This window comes from Vibrio cyclitrophicus (assembly GCF_024347435.1).
Lineage (GTDB): Bacteria > Pseudomonadota > Gammaproteobacteria > Enterobacterales > Vibrionaceae > Vibrio > Vibrio cyclitrophicus.
The window spans coordinates 145,857-167,263 of record NZ_AP025481.1; the positions used below are offsets into that span (position 1 = coordinate 145,857).

Sequence of the window (21,407 nt, forward strand, 5' to 3'; positions counted from 1 at the left end):
AGATTCATGAACAAAAGCCATGTGACTATTGGTTTAACTAACCCAAAGAGTCCTACGAATGTTGGCGCTGTTATGCGTGCGGCTGGTTGTTATCAAGTCGACGAAGTTAAATATACAGGGCAACGCTACGAAAAAGCCGCTAAATTCCATACCGACACTAAAAGCGCAGCGCGTACGATCCCGCTTACTGGTGTTGAGTCATTTTTAGACGACCTTGAGCCTGAAACACAAATTGTGTGTGTGGAACTTGCTGAGGGTGCAACACCACTTCCGCGTTTTAAACACCCAGAAAACGCTATCTATATTTTTGGCCCTGAAGACGGTTCTATTTCTCAAGATGTTGCCGATAGAGCGGATCACGTTGTGTATGTGCCAACGGTTGGTTGCATGAATTTAGCGGCAACCGTGAATGTTTTGCTTTATGACCGCCTTGCTAAGTCAGATGAAATAGATGAGAGCAACGATCTCATTAAGAGAAGCCGTGATAATCGCAATCACTTATTGGTTAAAGAAAAGTAACTCTCTGCTTCTAGTGTTATCTATCCCGTCCGCAATCGGATATTATCTTGAGTTCATCATCAGATAATTGAAGGGTTAGATAACACCATGGAAGACAAGCAATTACTTGCCGCACTGCAACAACATCCTGTCCTCGATTTATATCAGTTATTCCAAGAAGTCGGTCAAAACCAATCTCTATATGCTTTGTTAGAGCGATTATCTTCCCTTAAAGAACAGCATCAACTAAGTACTCGTCTTAGCCCTTTCAAGCCTCACATCGAAGGGTTACTTGCTCAGTTTGATAGTACTACACCAGATAGTGAAATCCTCGAATCGATTGCACTTCAATCTGAGATTCAACAGCGAGGCCACAGCATGAGCCGTTACATAATGACATCAGATAATCATCGCCATTTTTCTCCGAATGCAGACTTAGTCGTGTTTGGTGATTCGATCACTGAGTGGGCTCCGTGGGCGGATATTTTCCGTGATGTCTCAATGGTCAATCGTGGCCTTGCGGGCGATACCACAACGGGTATGTTGCGCCGTATTGATACCACGTTGAACGTGAAGCCAAAGCTGGTGTGTTTTATGGCGGGAATTAACGATCTTGCACAAGGTTACAGCGTTGAGCATATCTATCAGAACTATGTTGATATGCTTAAGGTATGGCAAGAAAACGATATTCGAATCTTGGTGCAATCAACGCTTTATGTAGGCTCTAAACTGCAAGGGTTGAATCCTCAAGTTTCAGAACTCATCAAAAGACTACAGGCTTATTGCGAACAACATGATATCGAGTTTTTGGATGTAAACCGTGTGCTAGCACCGAATAAATTACTATCCAATGAATACAGTTGTGATGATTTGCATTTGAATGCTAAGGCTTATCAAGTTTGGGCTGAGATACTTCAACCTAAGATAAAAGAGTTATTAAAATAAACTCACGCAAATAGCAGAATGGATAAATAGCTAGCTAATTAAACAGATAGACAACTTAGCCAATACTAGAAAGCCAAGCCTAAACTGGTTTCGTGAACCATAAGGACATCAATTTGAACCTAAGACAGTTGGAAGTCTTTTACGCCATTATGCAGACTGGAACCGTATCTGGAGCCGCGCGTAGTTTGCATGTGTCTCAGCCTAACGTGACCCGTATTCTGGCGCACACCGAGCAACAACTCGGGTTTGGTTTATTCGAACGTGTTAAAGGGCGACTAGTGCCAACGGTAGAGGCAAAAACCTTGTTGCCCGAAGCTGAAAAAGTGTATCAGCAACTGGGTCAGTTTCGATCTTTGACCAACAAAGTGAAGCAAGGCCATCAGCATTTACGTATTGGTGCGCCGCCGATTTTAGCGACTAAATTACTGACTCCGGTAATCGCCCAAATGTCTCGCGAGCAAAATGGCAGTAAGCAAGATCTCTCTTTTGAGTTGCTGACAGCAAACCGTGATGAACTGTGCGCTGGGCTATTAAAGCATGAGCTTGATATTGCTATTGCGTTTGGGGACGAAGCACCGCCTACCATATTAAATGAAACGCTCTTAACCGAATCCCTCAAGGTTTTGGCTCCTTCTAATACGGTTGATCATTTACCCTTGGAATTAACCCTCGATGATCTGATCAATTATCCTTTGCCAATCATCGGGCTCGATAGCCGTGACCCATTAGGGCTGCTGTTGCATCAAAGCCTTGTGGCGCGAGATGAGCATTATCATTATCCAATATCTGTGCGTGGATATAGCGCGGCTGCTGAACTAGTTAAATACCAAGCCGGGTTTGCGATTGTGGATCCGTGGACGGCAGAGCAGTATCAACATGACGACTCGGTTTGTGTGTTGTCACTACAGCCGGACATACAATTCTCGGTATCGACTCTCTGTGCAGAACATACGCCACAATCTATTGCGACTAAGCAGTTCATTTCCGCACTGCGGGGGGGGGGGGGGATTGTTAGTTAAAAGTTGTTCGTAAAAAGCTGTTATCTAAGAACTGTTCGCTGAGAGCAGTTAGCCGATAGCGTTTAGCTTTGCCTATAATTCCCCCAAGTTTATAACCAAATCTTTCACCCATAACAGCATGTTATAGGCACGCGATAAATAGGTATTCGGCAGCTTCTAAGCTCTTAATTAAAGTAAACCCATACAAGGATTTATTAATTAGGAAAGCTCATGTTTATCGCTCAACCTTATCTTCTTTTTCTTGGGGATGTTACTGACCCGCTCGCCGCAAAAACAGCCCGTGGTATCCACCAATGGCGACCAGAAATCTGCTTAGGCCAACTGCGTTTAACGGGCGATACCGTTTCACTGGGCTTAATGGACATGACCTTGCAAGAGGCGCAAGCGCAGGGGGCGAAAACGCTAGTGATTGGCACCGCAAATCCGGGGGGGCGTCATTCCTGATTCTTGGCAGTCAATCCTTTTGGCTGCTGCAGAAATGGGATTTGAGATTGCATCTGGCATGCATCAACGATTGGGTGAATTTTCACCGCTTGCTGACATGGAGCTAAAAGGATTGACTAAGCTTCATGATGTACGCCATTTTGACGGTGTTCTTAATGTTGGTAACGGTAAACCTCGTCAAGGTAAGCGCTTGCTTACTGTCGGAACAGATTGCTCAGTAGGCAAAATGTTCTCGGCATTAGCGATTGAAAAATCGCTTAAACAAGCGGGAACATCCGCTCAGTTTAAAGCGACAGGACAGACAGGTATTTTGATTGAAGGCAGCGGAATTTCGATTGACGCTGTGGTTGCGGATTTTATTTCCGGTGCGGTTGAAGCGATTAGCCCCGATTTTACCGACCACGAGTGGGACATCATTGAAGGGCAGGGTTCTTTGTTCAACCCTTCGTTTGCAGGCGTGAGTTTGGGGTTATTACATGGCGCACAAGCCGATGCTTTGGTGTTGTGCCATGAAGTCGGGCGACCACATATTCGTAACCTTCCTTATGCTCAATTGCCAAGCATAGAACAGACGATTGAAGCCAACTTACAAGCGGCACGACTGACGAATCCAGATGTGAAATTGGTTGGCATCTGCTTGAACACGTCGGCAATTAGCATTGAAGACGCTGAGACATTATGCCAAGAATGGACCACACTCTATCAAGTGCCCGTGACGGACCCTGTTCGTTTTGGTGTACAACACATTACTGATCATTTGCGACATTCACTTTAACGACTTCATCATTTCTACGTTTCCATTTGTTAAAGCGAACATCAACCGAGTGAAATTATGAAGATTACAGCAGAACCCATTACTATCGCGATGCAAACGGCTTTTCGCATCTCTCGTGGCAGCCGAACTGAGTGTCACGTTGTTCGTGTTTACATTGAACATGATGACAAACAAGCTCAGGGAGAGTGCACACCTTACCCAAGGTATGGCGAGTCATCAGAGTCTGTATTAGCGCAAATCCAACAAGCGTCTAGCGCACTTGAAGCAATGTTTGAACGAGGCATTACCGATCCCGCAGAGCTAAGAGATCACCTCCAGTCTTTATTGACTGGAGGTGCTGCGCGTAATGCGGTTGATTGTGCGCTTTGGGAGCTGGAGGCCAAACAACATAACCAGTTATTTCCGAATAGCCTGTTTGAGTTGCCAACTCAAATCGTGACTGCAATGACTGTCTCAATTGGCACTCCAGAAGCGATGGCGACTCAGACTCGAGACTATGTCGCGAACGGTGCGAAACTTCTGAAAGTGAAGCTTGACGGCGAGCAAGTCGTCGAGCGCGTTCGTGCTGTGCGAGAAGCTGCACCTGATGTTCAGATTGTACTGGATGCGAATGAAGCGTGGACAGGGTTGAACCTCGAAGAACTATTTAATCAACTGACTGAATTTGATATTGCGATGATCGAACAGCCTTTACCGCAGCAACAAGATGCGTCATTGGCACATATAGAGCACCCAATTCCACTGTGTGCCGATGAAAGTTGCCATACCACTTCACAGCTTTCATCTTTGTTGGGTAAGTATGAAATGGTCAACATTAAGCTCGATAAAACGGGTGGTTTGACAGAGGCATTGGCGCTTGCAGAGGAAGCTCAAAAGCTCGGATTCACTTTGATGTCGGGTTGTATGCTTGGCACGTCGTTGGCGATGCGTGCAGCGCTTCCGATTGCGGTTCAATCTGAGATTGTCGATCTGGATGGCCCTGTATTACTGGGGCAAGATGTTTCACCAGCCCTGACATATAGAGATGGGATGATCATTCTCTAAGTTTGTTTGTTCCTATTTATTGAGAGCAACGTTATGAATAAAAATCGCATAGGTGAGAGCTTGTGCGATTTTTTGTTTTTGTGGGGTAGGAGAGTTAGAGTGCTAATTGATTAATAGTATTAGAGTTTTTAAGCGCTTGAGTTGACTTGTTCGTTATTAAAGCTTTTCTATTGTTGGCTTTCTTATTGATAGAGTAATCACGTTTCTGTCGGTGGGGTCACTTTTCATTATCGCAAAACAGACAAACCAAGCTTTATAAAATAATTGTTATGATATCTTATGTGAAATGTTAATGATTACTCTTCGTTTAATAGTTCTACTAAAGCTATCTGATGTGAGGTTGAATAAGGTGTAAGCCTTAACTATTTGAATCATTGACCAATTTCTATTGATTTTTGATGAGAAGAGGGTGGAGCTAGTGAGTCGTCATGTCTCCAAGGTTACAGAAAGTAAGGACAGCTTTGAGCGCCCGTTTTCGATTAAAATCCCACACCGCAAGTGGTTTGGTTGGAAAGGTATTGAGCTTCGCTTAGTGCTGGCATTAGCCATGTTATCAATGACTACCATCTTTCTTTCCGTGGTTTCCAGTTTCACTTTTGACGATTTAAACCAGCGTTTAGTTGAGTTGAAAGAGAGTGAAATCCCAGCCTTAGATAATGCTGCACGCCTTAATGATATGGTAAGAGTGATTATTACAACCTCATCCCAACTCAGTGGTGCGGAATCTAATTTAGAGCGTAAACAGGCAATGCTAAAAATTGAAGGTGCTATTTCAGAAATGAATAGCGTCATGATTCAGTTCCCAGATTATCACTCCTATTTCAAAGATATTATCGCCCAAGTTAATAATAGTCTAAGCCTGTTGTATCAAAGTGAGATTGAGTCAGAACAGCTCAATCAGGAACTTCGCAATTTGCTTGAGGGCTTTTACCCTCTGTTACAACAAGCCAGTGATGAGCTCGACCGCTTACCTGAGTCAGCTAAAGAGCAAATTCAATACACCCAGTTAAAGTCTTTGCTTTATTACCAATTAGGCTTGGTCGAAAAGCTCTATAACGACTCCAGTTTTAATGAACTAGACTACACTAGCTACCGATTAGAGCAGATTGGTGAAGAGTGGTGGAAACTTTGGGTAAGTGGGGACCTGAGAAGTGATTTCCCAAAATTAGATCATCAATTGACCGTTATTTATGACCTTGCTTCTAGTGACAGTAGCTTATATGAACTCAAGAACAAAGCGCTCGATCATCTCTATCAAGAACAGTACTTCCTCCAAAACAGTCGTGAGCACCTGAATCAGCTTACCGTACAGATTGAAAGGAACACCAGCAAAGTGAATGGCAATATTGACGAATCCATTCAACAAGCGCAGCAGTCTTTGCAATCCAACCAACGTCTCTCTCTTTTTCTTTCTTTGTTTAGCGTATTGGCTGCCGCTGCCATTTCATGGTTTTACGTGCGAAAGAGCATTTTAGAAAGGCTGTTACAGTTGAAAGACAACATGTTTGCCATATCTACAGGACATTTAGATACCGAAGTCTCGATTCGTGGAAAAGACGAAGTGACGCAAATGGCCAAGTATCTCAAGGTGTTCCAAACCACTGCCAAAGTTGTAAAACAAACCAACCGTAAACTAGAGGCTGAGGTTGAAGAACGAACTATAGCTGAAGCAAAACTGCGAGTGACTCAAGACGAGTTAATCCAAGCCGGAAAGTTGGCTGCTCTGGGGCAGTTAAGTGTCGGGATTACGCATGAGATCAATCAACCTCTGACGGCGGTGAATAGCCACGTTCGAAGTGCTCAGCTTTGGTTAGGAAAGCAAAGGCCTGATAGGGCAGAAGATAACTTGAAAAAGATCGAGGTCTTGTTAGAAAAAGTGGCTGCGATCACCCGCCATTTGAAGGCTTTCTCGCGTAAGAGCGATGGCAAGATCGATAATGTTGAATTGGAAAATGTGATTGGTGATGCGATTGATCTTTTTGAAACCAGGCAGAGTGCAGTGTCGATTCAGTATTCACCACAAAACAACCTATTTGTGCGAGCCAACAGCATCCGCTTAGAGCAGGTATTGGTTAATTTGATCAGCAATGCTTTGGATGCCGTCGAACATAAAGATCAACCTAAACTCAGAATATCTACACAAGAACTCACACACACAATTCAGATTTCAGTTAATGACAACGGATCAGGCATCTCTGAAGAGGATATACCGCATTTGTTCGACCCCTTTTATAGCCAAAAAACAACAGGCAAAGGGCTTGGGCTCGGCCTGTCTATCGCCTACAACATAATAAAAGACTTTGGTGGTTCGATTCATGTTGAATCAGTGGAATACCAAGGCACAACATTTATCGTCACTTTACCAAAAGGCACAAGATCATGATTTCAGACAAACACATAGTTCTTATCGACGATGAAATCGATGTCGTTGAAGCCGTGAGCGAAATGTTAGAGCTGGAAGGTTTTCGCGTCACCACTTTTACCGACCCCAACCTTGGCCTTAAGTCACTCAAGGCGAACAGCCATTCAGTGGTGTTGTGTGACGTACGTATGCCGAAAGTGGATGGCTTGACGTTATTAAGTTCAATTCAACACCGAGCGGCTGATGTTCCTGTGTTGTTGATGAGTGGCCACGGTGATATTCCGATGGCAATAGAAGCGATGAAGTTAGGTGCTTTCGATTTTTTAGAAAAACCACTAAATGCTAGTGAGCTAGTGGAAAAACTCGATCTCGCGTTGGCACAATGTCAGCACAACAGTCCGAAAATATCCGGTGACGATCAGGAAACAGACTTACCGATTGAGTCGGTGGTCATTGGCCAGTCAAAAGCGATGGAAACCATACGTAACCAAGTGCTTGCCTTATCGCATACCGGTGTCGATACCATTATTAATGGTGAAACCGGAACGGGTAAAGAGGTGATTGCTCGTGCTCTACATCAATTTAGCCGTCGTAAGGCTAGACCGTTTGTTGCGATTAATTGCGGGGGTATGACAGAAAGCATTATTGAGAGTGAGTTGTTTGGCCACGAAGCCGGTTCATTTACCAGTGCTAACAAAAAGCGTATTGGTAAAATAGAGCAAGCCAATGGCGGTACTCTGTTTCTCGATGAAATAGAAAGTATGCCGATTGCGGTGCAGATTAAATTGCTTCGTGTGATTCAAGAGCGAATGATAGAACGCGTTGGCGGCAATGAATTGATCCCTGTCGATATCGTGGTGGTCGCTGCCAGTAAAGCTGATCTGGCAAGCCTCAGTGAATCCGGTGAGTTTAGAGCGGATCTCTTTTATCGTCTTAATATTGCAAGCTTAAACCTCCCTGCGTTACGCCATAGAAAAGAAGATATTCAGGTGCTGTTTCGCCACTTTGTGATTCAGGCAAGCCAAAAATACAAGACGCGCCCTTCAACGATTTATCCGGAGCAGATACAGCAGCTATGTCGACACGAATGGCCTGGAAACGTGCGCGAATTACGTAATGTGGCCGACCGTTTTGTTTTGGGTATTGTAGGCGACGGTTTTGACCTGCAATCGCCGATTTGTGAAGCGCCTGGAGAAGATTTTGCGTTTGAAAAGCAGATGGAACAGTACGAAAGAAACGTGCTGACCGAAGCCCTTATTGAAAGCGCAGGCAATATCAATGAGGTTTCAAATAAGCTGAACCTACCGCGCAAAACTCTTTATCGAAAAATGAAAAAACATCAACTGGATAAAGAAAGTTTCAAGGCTTAACCCGTTCAGTTGATTGTTAAATGGAAAACCAAAGTCAAAAGGAAATGCACGAGACAACAATGACCCATTTGGTTTTTAGTCGCATGGTTAATCGTTTCAAGTGGTTGTAATAAAAGAGCTTTAACATTTGGCACAAAGCGTGCACCCCCCTACATTGTGGCGTCAGCCCACATGAGGTCATTTCAGAGAAAACCTAAATGATCGAATCAAGGAAATTAGAAAAATAATTGCTTGTTGCAAGGAGATACAAACATGAAGCAAATACTGAAGGGTTCTATTGCTCTGATGCTAGGCGTTAGCTCAATGACGGCATGGGCCTCTACTGAGCCTGCAAACTTAGGACCTCGTCCCCTCTTTTTAGTCAACAATATGGATGAGAGCCCTTTGAAAACCAAGCTACTGAGTTGTAGCGAAGGACCTTTTCATCGTAGCGATTTTTCTATTGGGCACCGTGGTGCTGCGATGCAGTTTCCGGAGCACACCAAGGAATCCTACTTAGCCGCGATTCAAATGGGCGCGGGCGTCGTTGAATGTGATGTTACTTTTACTAAAGATAAGGCGCTGGTATGTCGTCATTCCCAAAGTGATCTGCACACCACAACCGATGTTTTAGCGCACCCAGATCTCGCTAATAAGTGTTCAGTGCCATTTACACCTGCTAACCCAGCGACAGGCGAAGATGCTCAAGTTGAGTGTCGTACGTCTGATTTCACGCTGGCTGAGTTTAAGACGTTAAAAGGCAAAATGGATGGGGCGAACCCAAAAGCCACCACGGTGGAAGAGTACATGAACGGCACTCCTGGTTGGAGAACTGATCTTTACAGCCAAAGTGGGACATTGATGACACACGCAGAAAGTGCAGCACTGTTTAAAAAGCATGGAGTGAAGGTCACTCCTGAATTGAAATCAGCAGCGGTTGACATGCCTTTCAATGACTTTAGCCAAGAGATGTATGCGCAGAAGTTGGTGGATGAACTAAAAGAGGCGGGCTTCGAGCCCTCTGAGACCTACCTACAGTCATTCAACTTGGATGATGTGAAGTATTGGATCAAAGAAGCACCGAAGTTTGGCAAACAAGCGGTTTATCTTGATGACCGTGTTTACGAAAAAGCGGACTTTGTCGCGTCTGTTGAGAACATGAAAGAACTGCGCGATGCAGGTGTGAATATCATCGCACCACCTCTGTTCGCTCTGGTTGATTTAGATGAAAACAACGAATTGGTTGCGTCCAACTACGCCAAGCTCGCTAAAGGTGCAGACCTCGACATTATCGCGTGGACACTTGAGCGCTCTGGCCCATTAGCGCAAGACGGTGGTTGGTATTACAAGAGTGTAAAAGACGGCATCAATAATGATGGCGATATGATGAAAATGCTTGATGTACTGGCGCAAGACGTCGGTGTAATGGGCGTATTCAGCGATTGGCCAGCAACCGTAACTTACTACGCGAACTGTATGGACAGCGACGCTTAGGCGGTGACAGGCTAACGATTTCGACTGTTGATGGTTAATCGCTTAGCCCAATAATAAGAGAAAAAGCCGTGAACCAAAGAGCCTTCGGGCTCTTTTTTTACCACTAAAACTATTGGGACAAAAATGACCCAAATTATGAATTTTTAGTTGGACATTAATGACTCAAAATATATTGTCTAGCTTGGGGTTTATTATAACTTATTGAAATTTAATAAATAAAAAATTGGCACAAAGGCTGCAATGGTCAACGTGACTTTCAACAATAAGTAAAAGTAAGGTTTGAATATGAAAATCAGTGTTAAAGGACTGTTAATCGCTAGCTCATTACTGCTTCCTTCAATGGCTATGGCAAGCGACTGCTCTAGCCGTGGTGTGTTAGACGATCGATACTGTGATGAAAACCAAGATTTAGTGGCCGATTCACCAAAGAACCCAGATGAGTGGAACGACCCAAGTACGCTTGTGTTTACTTACACTCCGGTTGAAGACCCAGCATTATACAAAGACGCGTTCGCCGACTTCCAAGCTCACCTAAGTAAAATTACGGGTAAGCGGGTAATTTACTACACGGTGCACTCGAATTCTGCGCAAGTAGAAGCGATGCGTTCTGGTCGACTGCACGTTGCTGGTTTCTCTACGGGCCCGACAGGCTACGCAGTTAACCTAGCGGGTTATGTTCCTATCGCAGTAAAAGGCGATGAGTCTGGCTTCCAAGGCTATAACCTAATCACGATTGTGCGTAAAGATAGCGGCATTAATAAAATGTCTGATCTGAAAGGCAAAAAGGTTGCACACACTTCTGCATCTTCCAACTCTGGCAACCTAGCTCCACGAGCGCTATTCCCAGCGAAAGGTCTAGTGCCAGATGAAGACTACAAAGTGCTTTATTCCGGTAAGCATGACCAATCTATTTTAGGTGTCTTCAATGGAGACTATGATGCGGCACCTGTGGCATCAGATGTGTACGATCGAATGGTGGCAGCTGGTCGTGTCGACGATTCCGAACTGAAGATCATCTACCGCAGCCCACGCTTCCCAACTTCTGCTTTTGGATACGCTTACAATCTAAAACCAGAGCTAGTTGAGAAGATCAACGAAGCGTTCTTTAGCTACCGCTTTACGCCTGAAATGAGTGCATCATTCAAGGGCGCAGATCGTTTCTCGCCGATTAGCTACAAGGAAGAGTGGGGTGTTATTCGTGATATCGCACACGCAACTGGTACGGCTTACACTAAAGCTGGCCTAAAGAAACTGGCAGAGAAAGACGCAGCGAAACGTGCTAAGAAAAAAGCAGCAGAGCTAGCAAAACAAGCCAATAGCCAGTAATTCCCTCCGTTAATTAGTTAACTATTCAGCTTATTCACTGAGTAAGCTTATTTAAAATCTATGCCCTCATGGGTAGGGCATAGATCATTCTAAAATTCGCACAAGGAAATGCAGTATGGCCGTAGCAAGCTATGAAGGAATAAAGATAAATAACCTTTTTCATGAATACGTGGCAGGCAAGCCAATCCTTAAGGGCATTAACATCGATATCGATGAGCCGGGTATCATTGCCATCATTGGCCCGTCGGGTACTGGTAAAAGTACGCTTCTACGTTGTATCAACCGTCTTAACGATCCAAGTCAAGGCGAGATTATTTTTGATGGCGCCGATTTGACTCAATTAAAAGGACAAGCGTTACGTAGGCAGCGCCGTCATATAGGAATGGTTTTCCAAGAATATAACTTAGTTGAGCGTTTAACCGTTATCGAGAACGTGCTGAGTGGTCGTTTAGGTTACATGACAGCTTGGAATGCATGGCGTCGTAATTACTCTGCCCAAGACTTGGCAAAAGCTTTCGAGCTACTCGAGTTTGTTGGCTTACAAGACTTTGCAAACCAACGTGCCGATAGCTTATCGGGCGGGCAAAGACAGCGTGTTGGTATTGCTCGCGCCGTCATGCAAGACCCATATATCTTATTGGCGGATGAACCAACTTCATCACTCGACCCGAAAACCGCGGTTGAGATTATGGAGCTAATGGAAACCTTCGCCGAGCAGAAAAATATTCCTGTGTTGGTGAATATTCATGATGTGAACTTAGCCAAGCGTTATGCCAAGCGCATCATTGGTATGTGTAATGGTAAGGTGCATTACGATGGTAGCCCTGAAGGTATTTCAGAGGACGATCTTAAAATTATCTACGGGGGTGAATCATGGCTGGATTAAACCCAAGCTCATCAACAAGTGCATCTTCGTCAACGAGTTCATTTTCGAAGCATGAAAATCCGTTCAAAACTTCGTGGACGAACCGAGCAATCATCGCTGCAATTGTTGGGTATCTTTTTTATAGTTTCTCGACATTGGGACTGACCTTTGATCGTTTGATCATTGGGTTTGGTGAAAGTGAGCGGTTACTATCAAGAATGTTTCCACCTGATTTTTCGCGTACTAACCTTTTATTGAGCGGCTTAGCAGAAAGCTTACAGATTGCGATCATCTCTAGCTTTTTCGGTATCGTTATTTCACTGTTCCTTGGCTTACTTGCGGCGAGAAATATGATGCCCTCAATTGTCTCAACGCCAATCCGTTGTTTCATCGCACTGTGTCGTTCTTTTCATCCAGTGATTATTGCCATCTTGTTTGTAAAAGCGGTTGGTTTTGGCGCTCTCGCGGGGATTCTGACATTAGTATTCGCATCCATCGGTTTTATCGCCAAGCTTTTTGCAGAAGCGATTGAAGAGATCTCGTTCAAACCGGTTGAAGCAATTAAAGCAACAGGTGCGAGTTTCATTAGTGTCATCTTGTACGCGGTGATGCCTCAAGTATTCACTCGTTTCATTGGCTTTGCGAGTTACCAACTGGACTCAAATTTACGTAATTCAACCATGGTTGGCATCGTGGGGGCTGGAGGCCTAGGCGGTACGCTTTTCTCTGCATTCCAACGCTTTGATTACGACTTCGTCGCTGCTATTTTGATCACCATTATCGCACTGATTCTCGTTGGTGAATTTCTTTCCAATATTGTTAGGAGAATCTTCTAATGACAACTGCATCTATCGATAAAGAGTGGCAACGCTTTACACCAAATGAACGAGTAGCTCGATTTGCCGTTTACCTTAGCCTTGTGTGCGCAATTGTTTGGTCTTGGCAGACGGTTGAAGTGATACCTGAGTTTCTATACGACGCGCCTGCACAGTTTGCCGATATGTTTGAACGAATGGTCCCAATGGATTACGCGTTTTACCCTGAATCAATTCATGCGGCGATGATCGAAACATTACACATCGCGACGTTAGGTACCTTGTTTACCCTAGTGTTTGCGATTCCACTCGCGCTATTGAATGCACCAAACATTACGCCAAATAAAACGCTGAACTGGATTGCTCAGTTCTTTCTCGTGTCTTCACGTTCGGTGAATTCACTGGTGTGGGCATTGCTGTTTATTGCACTGTTTGGGCCTGGTGTCCTCGCAGGTATCATGGCAATTGCTATTCGTAGTATCGGCTTTGTAGGGAAGCTGTTGGCGGAAGCTATTGCTGAAGTGAACATGGGGCCGATTGAAGCTCTACGTGCAACGGGTGCTTCATGGATGAGTATCTTGCTCAAAGGTTATTGGCCACAAGTGATGCCAGCGTTTTACTCAATCGTATTGTTCCGTTGGGACATCAATGTACGTGAATCTGCGGTATTAGGTTTGGTGGGCGCTGGTGGTATAGGTGTGGTGCTAAATGATGCTCAGAACTTGTTTGAATGGCAAAAAGTGTCGATGGTATTAGTGAGTATCTTTGCGGTGGTTATCATCGCTGAAGCCGTGGTAATTCATATCCGTAACAAACTCATTTAACCCGATAGTTTTATGCGGTGCGCTCTGTGTACTGCATCAAAGTTAAGAGCTTATCTAGCATGTTGAAGCTCAAGCGACCCTAGGTACTTCGGTCTACCTAGCGGTCGTTTTTTTGCATCAAAAGATAAATAGGCTAGAGATATGAGTGTGTTTAGAAAACACAATGCTTAGCAAAGTCACCGGCTTCATTGGCTGTCCAGTCACCTTTAGGCTTCTCTTTCATATCAGTACACCAAGCTTCACTGCCGACTTCTGTACACGCCATTAGTTGTGTTGCTAGAAAAAGTATCAATGCGATTTTCTTCATAATTAACATTCCTTTGTTGTCTAAATTAGGGTTAAAGTTCTATTCTATAATTTCTCTTAATACTACTTGTACTTAAATAGCAGCCAATGGCTTAAGCGAGTGAAAACTGTATGAGATCGGGTTAAGTTTGAGGTTAGAACGACAAAGTAGGTCTTGGTCTAAAGATCGAAAAAGCCAGCAAAAGGTGCTGGCTTTGAAATTCTTACTGAGCGTCTATTACTATTAATTAGTACGTTTCAACCACGTGAGTAATTATACCAGTTTCATCTCTTGGATGATGTCTGAAGCAATTTCTGGCTTCGTGCTCGTTGGTTTCTCGTGTAGATCTGCTTTTAATTGTCCCTTACGGTTACTTAGGCCTGCTTCCAGTTTCTTGAGTGCTGAAGCGATTGCTGGGTACATAACGTCATCTGTTGCTTTAGCTGATACACGTACACCTTCGTAGTTGGTGAATACTTCAACCTGATGATGACCGTGTTCTTTTGTAATGATGATGTCACAGCTAATCAGTGATGGGAAATGGCTAGATATCTTCTCGAATTTACTCTCGATGTCTTTACGTGACTCGTCGTTAATTGATACATGATGTGTTTGAACATTTACTTTCATAAATCATACCTTTCCAATGACTGTGTCATTTAAACGTAGCAAACATCGGACAGATTCACCAACTGAGAAAGTACACATGTGTGATTCACTTCAGTGTTATCAAATAATCTCTTGGTCGTCCCTTGAAAGTCAGATTAACTGATCGCATATTATGTTTCGTGTTTTCAATACATGTTCAAAAAAACTCCATCTTTGAATTATTGCTTTACGTCATTCTAGAAAACTAAATTTTATCGCCTTAGCAATCTATCAACTCAAAGACTTATTCTAGCTGGGTATCTATAAATTACTGAATATTTCATAGAGGTTCTCGTGCATTTAGACGTTACCCACACTGAAATAAATAATTGTACTTTGGTTGAATCGAGTACTGAAAAAGGCAACTGAAGTTGCCTTTTTATGGATAGATTGAATTCTATTGTAGGTTAGGATTTATTAAACTCGTAAGACGATGGAACCACGATCACACCTTTTTTTGACATATGAAAGCGCGCAGCATCCGCTCTACTGTCAATACCGATTTGAGTACCATCTGGTACTTTCACATGCTTGTCGATGATACAGTTTTGTATGTGACAGTTTTTCCCGATTTCAACATCTTCAAAAAGAATACTGTCAATCACAATGGCCGCGTTGTTGACTTTTACCTTAGGAAAGAAGATCGAATTCTGCGCTGAACCACCCTCTATCACCACACCATTTGCGATCATTGAGTTAATAAATATACCTTGATTACCTTCTACTGACGCTATGGTTCGCGCGGGCGGCAATTGAGGTTCGTAAGTTCGAATTGCCCAATCAGGTTGATATAAATCGATAGGAGAAACCGGTTTTAGTAAGTCCATATTGGCTTGGTAATAAGAGTCGAGTGTACCGACATCTCTCCAGTATGCATCTTGTGTGACTCTGCCTTCGGTATCTCCAAACTTGTAAGCATAAACGCTTTTCTCACCCACTAATTTAGGTATCACGTCTTTGCCAAAATCGTGGCTGGAGTCTGGATTTTCTGCGTCCGCCAATAGTGCTTGTGTTAACACTTCTTTATCGAAGATATAAATACCCATTGAAGCCATGCTTCGTGTTGGTCTTCCGGGTACACATGCAGGGTAGCGTGGTTTTTCTGTGAAGTTACTTATTTGATGCGCTTCGTTAATTTCCATAACGCCAAACTCTTTGGCTTCGTCTATCGACACTTCCATACAAGCCACGGTTAAGTCGGCTTCATTCTGTTTATGTTGTTTGAGCATTGGCGCGTAGTCCATACGATATATATGGTCGCCTGACAACACCACCACATGCTTCGCTTCACTGCGAGAGAGCAAATACAAGTTTTGATAAATGGCGTCGGCCGTACCGCTGTACCAGCTATCACCTGTTCGCATTTGTGGGGGGACATTGGTGATGTATTCGCCAAGCTCGGGGTTAAGCACCGACCAACCATCTCGTAAATGTTTTTGTAAAGAGTGAGATTTGTATTGAGTCAGCACTAAAATTTGACGAAGCCCCGAGTGCAGGCAGTTCGCTAGAGTGAAATCGATGATTCGATATTTGCCACCAAATGGTACCGCAGGTTTTGCGCGATTATCGGTGAGGGGGGAAAGCCGAGAGCCAACACCGCCGGCCAGAACGATAGTTAGAGTGTCTTGCATGGTCAGAACCTTAATGTATTTATGATTATGTACATACACTTGCAAGCACCAAGCCAGATGTAACTCATTGAATATTAAGTGCGGTGTGAGAAAATAACATATGGTTGCACTAAATTGAGGCGCACGTATGTTGGCTTGCTCTATTTTGATCCAAAAGATCTAAGTAAGGTTGAGACCTTGAATTTAATGGCATGACGCACGGAAAATCTGCATTACAAAATTGTCAATAAAATGAGGAAATAAAGTGATCAGGTCGATATAAATTCACATAAATAGTCACAAGTTTTCACAAATTGATTTCCATCAATAAAGTAGGGTTATTCTGTGCTACCTTGCACGCAAAATAAGAAATGATTACTCATTCACAATTAGAATAAGCCCTCAAAAGGAAATAATAATGAAAAAAACAGTATGTGGTATTGCGGTTATTGCGGCTCTTATGTCAACTAATGTGCTAGCTCATAAAGAAGGTGATTTCATCATCCGTGCAGGTGCTGCAACAGTATCTCCAAATGATAGCAGCGGCGCAGTGCTTAACAATCCAGACCTAGAGTTTTCAGTAGATTCAGATACTCAACTAGGCCTTACTTTCGGCTACATGTTCACTGACAACATCAGTTTTGAAGTGCTAGCGGCGAGCCCTTTCTCTCACAGCATTTCTGTTAATGGCTTAGGTAAAGTTGCTGACACTAAACACCTGCCGCCAACGTTTATGGTGCAGTACTACTTCGGTCAAGCGAACAGTGACTTCCGTCCTTATGTAGGCGCGGGTATCAACTACACGGTATTTTTTGATGAAAGTTTGAATGCCAACGGCAAAAACGCAGGCCTAACGGATGTGTCTTTAGATGACTCTTGGGGCTTGGCGGCAAACATTGGTATTGACTACATGATCAATGAAGACTGGTTCCTGAATGCTTCAGTTTGGTACGCAGATATAGGAACAACAGCAACATACAAGACTGCGACAGATACATTCAAAACTGACGTTGATATCGACCCATGGGTATTCATGATCGGTGGTGGTTACAACTTCTAACCCACCTATTCAGTTTACTAAAGGCGCTCAAGCATCAGCCAGTTTGGGCGTTTTTTTTGTTTATTCGCTAGCTAACTTTATTAATGAAAAATATTCCTCATTCGTAATAGATTGTTAATAAAACAGAAAGCCAACTGTCATATTCGGCTCCTATGATCTCGATTCTAATTATGGAGGATATATGAATCGTAAATTTAATAAGCTGGCTCTATTACTGCCTATCGCGGTAAGTTCTGCTCTGGTTGGGTGTTCTCAGTCAACTTCAACGTTGGTAACACCATCAACGACTGCAACATCATCTCAAACGTCACTTGATACTTTTAGCCTCCAATGCCAATCCATTCAACAACCGAACATGACAGATGCCACTCTTTCTGGAATTAGTTTGGTTGGTCGTGCTATTGCTGACGCCCCGTTTGATACTTCTGCAGCCGAAATCGTCAGCTACGATTCATGTACCGACAAGCTTTATGTGGTTAACGCTCAAGCACAAAAAGTTGATGTGCTATCGATGGACGCTGACAGCGCACCAACTTCTGAGGGCTCTATCGACCTTCAATCAGCCGCTGCGGCTTCTGGTATTAATATCGGTGCTGCGAACAGTGTATCTACTCATCAGGGTTTAGTTGCTGTCGCGATTGAAAACGCCGACAAGCAACAAAATGGCATCATTGCTCTGTATCGCTCAGACACGCTAGAGCTGATCACTACTTATACGGCTGGTGCATTACCGGACATGGTGAGCTTCTCGAAAGATGGTCACTATATTGCCTCTGCAAATGAAGGAGAGCCGAATTCGGATTACAGCATTGATCCTGAAGGCTCAGTGACACTGGTTGATTTAACCAATGGTCCTTTGCAAGCGAAAGTCACGCAGATTGATTTTAAGGCATTTAACCAAGGTCAGCCACGGTATGCAGAACTAACCGACAAGGTTCGAATCTCGGCGCCTAATGCAACCGTTGCTCAAGACCTTGAACCGGAATACCTAACGTTTGCTGATAACGGAAAGCTTTACGTAGCCCTGCAAGAGAACAATGCATTGGCAGCAATTGACGTGGCGAGTGCAGAAGTGGATGCGATTCTGGGATTAGGTGGAAAGCCTTGGGATACTGCTCAGTTGGATGCGTCAAATAAAGATAAAAACATAGGTAACCTACAAAGCTACGCAATGCTAGAAGGCCTTTACATGCCAGACAGCATCACCAGCTACAGTGTTGATGGTAACACCTACATTGTGACTGCAAACGAAGGCGACGGCCGTGAATATGGCATCAAGACGACGCAACAATTGTGTGACGACAAAGGCTTTGAGTGGGATGGTGATGACTATCAAGGCACCGAAAACTACACCACAGAAAAAGACTTTTGTATTGCTTATGTCGATGAAGTGCGTGGTAAGAAGCTAGACGTTGACGCGAACCACCCATTGGCTGGGGCACTCAAAGACAATAAGCAACTTGCTCGTCTTAAAGTGATTAAGCCACAAGAGACACTTGCTGCTGACCAAAAGGTTCAAGCATTCGGTAGCCGTTCTTTCTCTATCTGGGATGAGTCAGGCGAGTTAGTGTTTGATAGCGGTGATGATTTCGCTCGAATCGTTCTTGAGCAAGATCCTGCAAACTTCAACAGCACCAACGATAACAACCAAAGTGGTGACGATCGCAGTGATGATAAAGGGGTTGAGCCTGAAGCGATCGAAGTGGCTGAGATTAACGGCAAGCAGTATGCCTTTATTGGACTTGAGCGCCAAGGTGGCATTATGGTTTACGACGTAACGCAGCCTAAGAACGCAAGTTTCATCAGCTACTTGAACAACCGCGATTTTACTCAACCTGTATGCACAAAGGTTGATGAAGACGGTGATTGCGACAACGAGACTTACAACTCGAAAGCGGGTGACCTAGGCCCAGAGTCAATCAAGTATTTCACTCGCTCTGGTAACCACTTTATTGCGGTTGGCAACGAAGTGAGTGGTAGCACGTCAGTTTATCGCGTTGAGTTTTAATCACGGTTACTGCTTGTAGCTAGACTCAATAAAAACAAAAGCGCCACTACTGAATCAGTAGTGGCGCTTTTTATTTATGCATCACAAATATATGCGTGATAATTAACTTCTATGGTTGTTGCTTAGTTGGTGCTAGAGCAATCTCACGGATACATACGTTCTGTGGTTGTTGGTAAGCGAATGATACAGCGCGAGCGATATCGTCAGCTGCCAATACGCCGCCCATGTCTTCTTTCCAAGAATCGTAACCGTCTTTGATCTCTTGAGATGTTGTGTGAGACAGAAGCTCAGTTTCTACAGCACCCGGTGCGATAGTGGTAACACGAACGTTTGAAGCCGCCACTTCTTCACGTACGTTTTCAGAGATAGCGTGAACCGCGAACTTAGTACCACAGTAAGCAGCGTGGCTTGGGAATGTTTTCTTACCCGCGATAGAGCTGATGTTGATGATAGTACCTGTGTTACGTTCCATCATCGGAGTAAGTACAGATTGCATGCCGTTTAGAAGGCCAATAACGTTCACATCGAACATTGTCTTCCACTCTTGAGCGTCTTGAGTATCGATTTGACCAAGAAGCATTGCACCAGCGTTGTTGATAAGCGCGTCTACAGGGCCAAATTTCTCTTCACCTTGTGCGATTGCTGCATCAAAAGACGCTTTGTCTGTTACGTCTACTTTCACTGATAGTGAGTTTGGTAGGTTCAGCGCTTCAAGGCGGTCAACACGACGAGCTAAAAGTAGCAGAGGGTGACCTTCATCGCTTAGACGACGAGCGATTGCTTCACCAATACCAGAGCTTGCACCTGTAATTACGATTAGTTTTTTCATTTTATTTCCTCTGTACTTTTATTGCGTCGGTTGGCTACGACGTGTTGTTTAAGTGCATTCGAATCAAGTGCTTGTTGCCTTGCTTCGTTGCGATGGAAGTATATTAAGGAAAATAACATTGTTGATATATAGCGCTTTACTTGAAACACTGTTGCTGTGGTGCAACAATAAAGGTGTTCACTTTATAGCTTTATAGCGTCATAACTCTATAGCCTCATCACTTTTAAATTTCACAAGTAAGCTGGCGACCATGCTCAATCAAATTAACCTGTCTGATATTCGTTCTTTCGTGCTTATCGCTCGTTTAGGTAACTTCACTAAAGCGGCGGAGGAGCTTGATGTGTCGCGCTCCCACGTGTCACGCCAAGTGAGTAGCTTAGAAAAACAGATGGGAGTGACCCTGTTTATCCGTACTACTCGAACTTTAAGGCTGACTCACGCAGGGCAAGATCTGTACGCGAGATGTGAACAAGCCTTAGATAATATAGACCAAGCTCTGATTGCTGCTGTGGATGACGTCGAAGAAGTACGTGGTGACATAAAAGTAAACTGTGTCGGTGGTTATCTTGGTGAAGTGATCATTGCGGATCTAGTGAATGAGTTCATGCAACTCTACCCAGACATCAGTATTAGCCTTGATTTCAGCAGTAACCGAGTCGACTTGATTGAAGACGCGTTTGATATCGCTTTTCGCATGGGAAGCTTAGAAGACGCGGGCTTTATCGCAAGAAAGCTTTTGGACATAGAGATGGGAACACTCGCAAGCCCTGAGTATTTCGCTCGCAAAGGGAAGCCTAACCACCCTAAAGATCTGATCCACCATGATTGTTTAACGGGGTCGGTGCGCAAGTGGAGTTTTCAAGCGTTGGATGACACCAAGAAAACGGTCGATGTGCATGTGACGGGCAGACTGCAATGTAAAAATGGGCGAGTGTTGGTACAGGGCGCGAAGTCGGGCAACGGGATTATTCGTGTACCTACCATCTATTGCTTACAAGAGCTCCATGACGGGCAATTGGAACAGGTGTTTGATGAGTGGATAGTACCTAAGGTCGACTTTTCAGCGATCTACCATCGAGACCGCTATCAACCGAGCCGAATTCGAACCTTCATTGATTTTGTAAAAGGTCGCTTCGAGCAAATGCCAGTCAGCTAAATGGCGCGGCCTACCTTCCTCTTTCTTTTAGCAATAGTTGGACAGGCTTG

18 protein-coding genes and 1 pseudogene are annotated in these 21,407 nt (G+C 44.0%); 15 read left to right on the forward strand and 4 right to left on the reverse strand.

Annotated elements, in window-relative coordinates:
• The first annotated feature begins 6 nt into the window (after positions 1 to 6).
• The 12 genes and pseudogenes from OCW38_RS15665 (at position 7) to phnE (OCW38_RS15720) (ending at position 13,760) form a co-directional block, all read left to right on the forward strand.
• On the forward strand, positions 7 to 519 hold the full coding sequence (locus tag OCW38_RS15665; protein WP_010432989.1) for an RNA methyltransferase: 513 nt from the start codon (positions 7 to 9) through the stop codon (positions 517 to 519).
• An 87-nt stretch (positions 520 to 606) separates the two neighbouring features.
• On the forward strand, positions 607 to 1,443 hold the full coding sequence (locus tag OCW38_RS15670) for an SGNH/GDSL hydrolase family protein (protein ID WP_171343511.1): 837 nt from the start codon (positions 607 to 609) through the stop codon (positions 1,441 to 1,443).
• Positions 1,444 to 1,556: 113 nt separating this feature from the next.
• Complete coding sequence (locus OCW38_RS15675; RefSeq protein ID WP_081276174.1) at positions 1,557 to 2,462, forward strand: LysR family transcriptional regulator; 906 nt, start codon at positions 1,557 to 1,559, stop codon at positions 2,460 to 2,462.
• 210 nt (positions 2,463 to 2,672) lie between these two features.
• A pseudogene (gene dgcN / locus OCW38_RS15680) lies at positions 2,673 to 3,681 on the forward strand (N-acetyltransferase DgcN).
• A gap of 57 nt (positions 3,682 to 3,738) precedes the next feature.
• Positions 3,739 to 4,725: an N-acetyl-D-Glu racemase DgcA gene (gene dgcA / locus OCW38_RS15685; RefSeq protein WP_010432998.1), complete on the forward strand. Its 987-nt coding sequence runs from the start codon at positions 3,739 to 3,741 to the stop codon at positions 4,723 to 4,725.
• Positions 4,726 to 5,134: 409 nt separating this feature from the next.
• Positions 5,135 to 7,108 carry an ATP-binding protein gene (locus OCW38_RS15690; protein ID WP_102385029.1) on the forward strand — a complete coding sequence of 658 codons (1,974 nt, stop codon included), beginning with the start codon at positions 5,135 to 5,137 and terminating at the stop codon, positions 7,106 to 7,108.
• Complete coding sequence (locus tag OCW38_RS15695; RefSeq protein ID WP_016767012.1) at positions 7,105 to 8,457, forward strand: sigma-54-dependent transcriptional regulator; 1,353 nt, start codon at positions 7,105 to 7,107, stop codon at positions 8,455 to 8,457. The genes OCW38_RS15690 and OCW38_RS15695 overlap by 4 nt, the downstream gene beginning before the upstream one ends.
• A 252-nt stretch (positions 8,458 to 8,709) precedes the next feature.
• Entirely contained in the window at positions 8,710 to 9,930 is a 1,221-nt protein-coding gene (locus tag OCW38_RS15700; protein WP_102385028.1) for a glycerophosphodiester phosphodiesterase family protein, read from the forward strand.
• A 285-nt stretch (positions 9,931 to 10,215) separates the two neighbouring features.
• Positions 10,216 to 11,256, forward strand: coding sequence for a phosphate/phosphite/phosphonate ABC transporter substrate-binding protein (phnD, locus tag OCW38_RS15705; protein WP_010433011.1), 1,041 nt, complete (start codon positions 10,216 to 10,218; stop codon positions 11,254 to 11,256).
• Between the two features lie 115 nt (positions 11,257 to 11,371).
• The gene (phnC, locus tag OCW38_RS15710; RefSeq protein WP_010433014.1) at positions 11,372 to 12,142 is read left to right on the forward strand and encodes a phosphonate ABC transporter ATP-binding protein; all 771 of its coding nucleotides are present in this window, start codon (positions 11,372 to 11,374) and stop codon (positions 12,140 to 12,142) included.
• Entirely contained in the window at positions 12,130 to 12,957 is an 828-nt protein-coding gene (phnE, locus tag OCW38_RS15715) for a phosphonate ABC transporter, permease protein PhnE (protein ID WP_010433017.1), read from the forward strand. The genes phnC and phnE (OCW38_RS15715) overlap by 13 nt, the downstream gene beginning before the upstream one ends.
• Positions 12,957 to 13,760, forward strand: a complete 804-nt coding sequence (gene phnE / locus OCW38_RS15720) for a phosphonate ABC transporter, permease protein PhnE (RefSeq protein ID WP_010433019.1) — start codon at positions 12,957 to 12,959, stop codon at positions 13,758 to 13,760. Before phnE (OCW38_RS15715) ends, phnE (OCW38_RS15720) begins: the two co-directional genes overlap by 1 nt.
• A 151-nt stretch (positions 13,761 to 13,911) precedes the next feature.
• On the opposite strand, the gene OCW38_RS15725 is transcribed toward phnE (OCW38_RS15720), so the two are convergent.
• The 3 genes from OCW38_RS15725 to glgC all read right to left on the reverse strand — a co-directional run bounded on the left by OCW38_RS15725 (position 13,912) and on the right by glgC (position 16,325).
• The gene (locus OCW38_RS15725) at positions 13,912 to 14,067 is read right to left on the reverse strand and encodes a DUF3012 domain-containing protein (RefSeq protein WP_004732998.1); all 156 of its coding nucleotides are present in this window, start codon (positions 14,065 to 14,067) and stop codon (positions 13,912 to 13,914) included.
• 252 nt (positions 14,068 to 14,319) lie between these two features.
• The gene (hpf, locus tag OCW38_RS15730; protein ID WP_010433026.1) at positions 14,320 to 14,676 is read right to left on the reverse strand and encodes a ribosome hibernation-promoting factor, HPF/YfiA family; all 357 of its coding nucleotides are present in this window, start codon (positions 14,674 to 14,676) and stop codon (positions 14,320 to 14,322) included.
• A 425-nt stretch (positions 14,677 to 15,101) separates the two neighbouring features.
• Positions 15,102 to 16,325 (reverse strand): glucose-1-phosphate adenylyltransferase, encoded by a 1,224-nt coding sequence (glgC, locus tag OCW38_RS15735; protein WP_010433030.1) that lies wholly within the window; start codon positions 16,323 to 16,325, stop codon positions 15,102 to 15,104.
• A 397-nt stretch (positions 16,326 to 16,722) separates the two neighbouring features.
• Between glgC and ompW the strand changes: the two genes are divergently transcribed.
• Together ompW and OCW38_RS15745 are read left to right on the forward strand one after the other, a co-directional pair.
• On the forward strand, positions 16,723 to 17,364 hold the full coding sequence (gene ompW / locus OCW38_RS15740; protein ID WP_010433032.1) for an outer membrane protein OmpW: 642 nt from the start codon (positions 16,723 to 16,725) through the stop codon (positions 17,362 to 17,364).
• A 181-nt stretch (positions 17,365 to 17,545) separates the two neighbouring features.
• On the forward strand, positions 17,546 to 19,372 hold the full coding sequence (locus OCW38_RS15745) for a choice-of-anchor I family protein (protein ID WP_016787852.1): 1,827 nt from the start codon (positions 17,546 to 17,548) through the stop codon (positions 19,370 to 19,372).
• 109 nt (positions 19,373 to 19,481) lie between these two features.
• On the opposite strand, the gene OCW38_RS15750 is transcribed toward OCW38_RS15745, so the two are convergent.
• Entirely contained in the window at positions 19,482 to 20,201 is a 720-nt protein-coding gene (locus OCW38_RS15750; protein WP_016792708.1) for an SDR family oxidoreductase, read from the reverse strand.
• A gap of 250 nt (positions 20,202 to 20,451) precedes the next feature.
• Between OCW38_RS15750 and OCW38_RS15755 the strand changes: the two genes are divergently transcribed.
• Positions 20,452 to 21,357: a LysR family transcriptional regulator gene (locus OCW38_RS15755; RefSeq protein ID WP_016784396.1), complete on the forward strand. Its 906-nt coding sequence runs from the start codon at positions 20,452 to 20,454 to the stop codon at positions 21,355 to 21,357.
• Positions 21,358 to 21,407: the final 50 nt, after the last annotated feature.